This is a genomic window from Mesorhizobium sp. M7A.F.Ca.CA.003.01.2.1 (genome assembly GCF_003998945.1).
GTDB classification, from domain to species: domain Bacteria; phylum Pseudomonadota; class Alphaproteobacteria; order Rhizobiales; family Rhizobiaceae; genus Mesorhizobium; species Mesorhizobium ciceri.
Window position 1 is genome coordinate 1 of sequence record NZ_RZRA01000362.1, and the last position, 5,071, is coordinate 5,071.

The following is a 5,071-nucleotide window of genomic DNA, read 5'->3' on the forward strand; positions in this document are numbered from 1 at the left end:
CCCGCCGTAGAGGCGGGTTTTTCATTTCAGGCTCTCCCCCGCCTTCAGCCGAAAGCGCGTCAAAGCGTGATCGCATGCTTGCGTTCCCCATGCCCCATCTTGCATCGATCGAGGATGCGGTTTACGCCCTCTGGCTGAAACGCATCGCACTGAAAGCGATGCGTTTCAGTTTTGTTTGAAGCATGTCGTTGTCCCAAACCGCTGCGCACTTTGGGCGACATGCTACCCCGGAGCGTTCAAACCATGCTTGACATCAAATGGATTCGCGACAACCCGAAGGCCCTTGTCGAGGCGCTGGTGAAGCGCTCGTGGTCGGCTGACGAGGCGCAGTCCACGGTCGGCGGGCTGATCGCCTCGGACGAGGCGCGGCGCGAACACGTTACCGAGCTACAGACCAAGCAGGAGCGCCGCAATGCCGCGTCGAAAGAGATCGGCAACGCCATGCGTTCGGGCGATGCTGCCCTGGCCGAGACGCTGAAAGCCGAAGTCGGCGAGATCAAGGTCTTCATCCAGAACGGCGAGGCGCGCGAACGCGAGCTGGACAAGGCGCTGAACGATGCGTTGGCGGTGCTGCCCAACGTGCCGTTCGACGACGTGCCTGTCGGCAAGGACGAGCACGACAATGTCGTCAAGCACATCGTCGGCAAGGTGCCGACGCGGCCGAACTGGGTGAAGGAGCATTTCGAGATCGGCGAAGCGCTCGGCATGATGGATTTCGAGCGCGCGGCAAAGCTGTCAGGCTCGCGCTTCACCGTGCTGAAAAGCGGGCTGGCGCGGATGGAACGCGCGCTCGGCCAGTTCATGCTCGATTTGCACACGACCGAGCATGGCTACGAGGAAGTCATTCCGCCGCTGATGGTCAAGGACGATGTTTTGTTCGGCACCAACCAATTGCCGAAGTTCGAGGAAGATCTGTTCTTTACGCCGCACGGGGAGGGCAGGCTTGGCCTGATTCCCACCGCCGAGGTCCCACTCACCAACCTTGTGCGTGAGGAAATCACCGCGCATGAAAAACTGCCGCTGCGCTACACCGCGCTGACACCGTGCTTCCGTTCGGAAGCGGGCTCGGCCGGGCGCGACACGCGCGGCATGCTGCGCCAGCATCAGTTCTACAAGGTCGAGCTGGTGTCGATCACCGATCAGGAATCGTCACTTGCCGAGCATGAGCGGATGACGCAATGCGCCGAGGAAGTGCTGAAGCGGCTCGGCCTGCCGTTCCGCACCATGACGCTGTGCACCGGCGACATGGGTTTTGGCGCACGCAAGACCTATGACATCGAGGTCTGGCTGCCCGGCCAGAACGCCTATCGCGAGATCTCGTCCTGCTCGGTGTGCGGCGATTTCCAGGCACGCCGCATGGACGCCCGCTACAAGGACAGGGACGGCAAGGGCAACCGCTTCGTCCACACGCTCAACGGCTCGGGCACAGCCGTTGGTCGCGCGCTCATCGCCGTCATCGAAAACTACCAGAACGAGGATGGCAGCGTAACCATTCCTGAAGTGCTGCGGCCTTACATGGGCGGTCTGGAAAAGATCGAAGCGAAATAATGCGTATCCTCCTGACCAATGACGACGGCATTCATGCCGAGGGCCTGGCGTCGCTCGAACGCGTCGCACGTACGCTGTCCGACGATGTCTGGGTGGTGGCGCCCGAGCAGGACCAGTCCGGCTATGCGCATTCGCTGTCGATCTCGGAGCCGCTGCGGCTGCGCAAGATTGGCGAGAAGCATTTTGCCGTGCGCGGCACGCCAACCGATTGCGTCATCATGGGCGTCAAGAAGATCCTGCCTGGCGCACCCGACCTGATCCTGTCCGGCATCAATTCGGGCGCCAACATCGCCGACGATGTCACCTATTCCGGCACCGTCGCCGGCGCCATGGAGGGCGCGCTGCTCGGCATTCGCTCGATCGCGCTCAGCCAGGGGTACAGCTATGTCGGCGAAGATCGCGTCGTGCCCTACGAGACGACGGAGGCGCTGGCGCCGGCGCTGCTGAAGAAACTTGTCGCGACGCCATTGCCGGACGGCGTGCTGCTCAACGTCAATTTTCCCAACTGCACGCCCGAGGAAGTCGCAGGCACGGTGGTCACCTCGCAGGGCAAGCTCGTGCACTCCCTGTGGGTCGACGAGCGCCGTGACGGGCGCGGCCTGCCTTACTACTGGTTGCGTTTCGGCCGCGAGCCGGTCGAAGGCAAGCAAGGCACCGACCTCTACGCCTTGCGCAACCGGCTGGTGTCGGTGACGCCGCTGCAGCTCGACCTTACCGCCCATGAAATCCGTGACCAACTGAGCAAGGCGCTCGCATGAACCAGGGCCTCCCGATCGACGACCGCGAAGGTTTTGCCGCCTTTCTGCTGCGTCTGCGCGGCCGGGGGACTGTGCCGAAGGCGCTGATCGCGGCCTTCGAGGCGACGCCGCGGCGCGGCTTCCTGGCGGCCCAGTTCCATCAGATCGCCTGGTCGGACCGCATGCTGCCGATCGAATGCGGCGAGGCGATCGAAGGCGCCGACATGCAGGCGGCGGTGATCGCCGCACTCACCATCGAGCAGGGCAACCGCGTGCTCGAGATCGGCACCGGCTCGGGCTACACCTCGGCGGTGATGTCGCGGCTGGCCGCGCGGGTCATCACCACCGATCGCTACAAGACGCTCGCCGAGCAGGCGCGGCAACGCTTCGAGGCGCTCGGCATCGGCAATGTGATCGTGCGCCACGCCGATGGTTCCGGCGGGCTGCCGAATGAAGGGCCATTTGACCGCATCGTCGCCTGGGCTGCCTTCGACAGCCTGCCGCGTTTCCTGCTCGACCAGTTGTCGAGCGGCGGTATCGTCATCGCTCCGATCGGCCCCGAAGAGGGCGAACAGGTGCTGGCCAAGCTGACCAAGGTCGGCAGCCGCTTCGAGCGTGAAGACATCGGCCTCGTTCGCCTGCAGCCGATCCTGCGCGGTGTTGCCGCTGTTATCTAGCGCGGATGTCGATGTTCGGCCGCGTCGTGCGCCCGTCTTCGACCCCGGCTGACCTGACCCGAAATCTTCGCACGGCTCGCTCTCTAATATTTTAAGAAAAATTGCGTCGGATTCCATGAGGTTAACCGTCGAGTAACATTAACGCGCTTTAATCATGCCTAGTTTGTACCGGGTATGTGCGGGTTAGTGCGATGCAACTCAGTGTTTTGAAGACAAACGGTCGCAATCTGGCGCGAGGCTGCGCCATTCTGATGGTCGCGGGTGCTGCTGCGGGGTGCAGTTCCCAGGTTTCGCGGTTCAATGGCGTCGACGACGTCTTTACATCCTCGACCAACAATCAGCGCGCCATCATCAACAAGCAGGATGCCGTACAGCAGCCCTATCCGGGCGATGTCGCCGCCGCTCCGATCGATGGCAGCCATACACAATCGGTCAGCCGCTCCAGCCTCGAGCCGGTCTCGACGCGGCCGCTGCCGCCGCCCGTTGCCCAAGCGCAGCAGGCGCCGGCATCGAAGCCGGTGCGCACCGCATTGGCCCCGGCACCGCATGTCGACAGGACCACGACCGGCACCGTCGCTCCGGCGGCGTCGCCTTTCAAGGTTTCGCAACCTGACGAACCCCGCGTGGCTGCTTCCGGCACTCCGCATGCAACCGAGATCGTCGTCAGGGACGGCGAAACGATCGGCGGCCTGGCGCAGCGCTACAAGGTGCCGTCCGACGTGATCATGAAGGTCAACGGGCTGAGCGCGACCAAGGGGCTGAAGACCGGCCAGAAGCTGGTCATCCCGGCCTATGCCTATTCCAGCAAAGGCGAGGCGAAGGTCGCGGATGCCAAGCCGGCGAAAGACGGCAAGCACAACCTGCCGGCCACTGCGCCGGACAAGGTCGCCGTTCTGCCGCAGCAGCCGAAGCCTAAGGAAGGCAAGTCCGCCGCTCAGGTCGACGCGTCGGCCGCAGCAAACCAGCCCAAGGAGCCCAAGCCGCAGGTTGCCAAGACGACCGGCGCTGCCGGGACCTACACGGTCCAGTCGGGCGACACGATGTCTTCGATTGCCAGGAAGACCGGCGTCGGCGTCGTTGCTCTAAAGCAGGCCAACGGGATGAAGGACGGACTGCTCAAGATCGGCCAGACCCTGAAGGTGCCGGCCGGCGGAACCGCGACCGTCGCCGCTGCCAAGCCGGCCAAGGTCGATCCGGTGACGACGGCCACCACGCAGCCCGCGGCAAAGACCACGCCGTCTGAAACGCTGGCGTCCTACACGCCGCCGAAAAAGGATTCGAAGGTCATCCAGCAGGCCGAGGCCGACGATGCCGTCGCGCCAGACGCCACCGGCATCGGCAAGATGCGCTGGCCGGTGCGCGGCCGCGTGATTTCCGGTTTCGGCTCGGGCAAGGACGGCGTCGATATCGCCGTGCCGACGGGCACACCGGTCAAGGCGGCCGAGAACGGTGTCGTCATCTATGCCGGCGACGGCCTCAAGGAATTCGGCAACACGGTGCTGGTGCGCCACGAGAACGGCCTGGTCACCGTCTACGGCCATGCCAGTTCGATCGAGGTGCAGCGCGGCCAGAAGGTCAAGCGCGGCCAGGAGATCGCGCTGTCGGGCATGAGCGGCACGACGGACTCGCCGAAGCTGCACTTCGAAGTGCGCAAGAATTCGGCGCCAGTCGATCCCTCCGGTTATCTCGAATAGTCGGGGCTGTTTCGAATAGAAGAAAAAAAGCAATTTGCGGGCCGTCTGACCTCCAGTCCGGCCCGCCGGCTCAGCCCGTTCCGAAAGGAGCGGGCTTTTTCAGTTCCGGTGCGACGCGCCAGTCTTCAAGCTTCAAAGATGGTCGCGCAGAGTGTCGGCGATCATGACGCCAAGGCTGCTGGCCTTGACGCCGAGAAGCGTCTCCGCGTCGGAGGAATCGACCAGCAAGGGTTTGTCGAAGAGATAGCTCATCTCGATGAGCTCATGCATGCCCAATGCTTCCATTTCGGAGATGGAATAGGAGCGTGTTCCTGGAATTTCACGGTGAAGCATTGCCGCGGTCGCCCGGATGAGTTCCCGGGGTGGGGCGTGTTGCGATGGAACATGGAACGCCCGTCCCCATTCGCCCGTGTAG

At 63.7% G+C, this 5,071-nt stretch carries 4 protein-coding genes and 1 pseudogene; 4 read left to right on the forward strand and 1 reads right to left on the reverse strand.

The genetic code is table 11. The features are described 5' to 3' along the window. The first annotated feature begins 243 nt into the window (after positions 1-243). The 4 genes from serS to EN969_RS16090 all read left to right on the forward strand — a co-directional run bounded on the left by serS (position 244) and on the right by EN969_RS16090 (position 4,656). On the forward strand, positions 244-1,548 hold the full coding sequence (gene serS / locus EN969_RS16075) for a serine--tRNA ligase (protein WP_063168117.1): 1,305 nt from the start codon (positions 244-246) through the stop codon (positions 1,546-1,548). Next, positions 1,548-2,306 (forward strand): 5'/3'-nucleotidase SurE, encoded by a 759-nt coding sequence (gene surE / locus EN969_RS16080; RefSeq protein ID WP_024503850.1) that lies wholly within the window; start codon positions 1,548-1,550, stop codon positions 2,304-2,306. Before serS ends, surE begins: the two co-directional genes overlap by 1 nt. Then, positions 2,303-2,962: a protein-L-isoaspartate(D-aspartate) O-methyltransferase gene (locus EN969_RS16085; protein WP_013531300.1), complete on the forward strand. Its 660-nt coding sequence runs from the start codon at positions 2,303-2,305 to the stop codon at positions 2,960-2,962. The genes surE and EN969_RS16085 overlap by 4 nt, the downstream gene beginning before the upstream one ends. A 191-nt stretch (positions 2,963-3,153) precedes the next feature. Continuing rightward, positions 3,154-4,656 (forward strand): peptidoglycan DD-metalloendopeptidase family protein, encoded by a 1,503-nt coding sequence (locus EN969_RS16090; protein ID WP_063168116.1) that lies wholly within the window; start codon positions 3,154-3,156, stop codon positions 4,654-4,656. 132 nt (positions 4,657-4,788) lie between these two features. On the opposite strand, the pseudogene EN969_RS16095 reads toward EN969_RS16090, so the two are convergent. Further along, positions 4,789-5,071: pseudogene (locus EN969_RS16095) on the reverse strand (oxidoreductase); the annotation flags it as partial.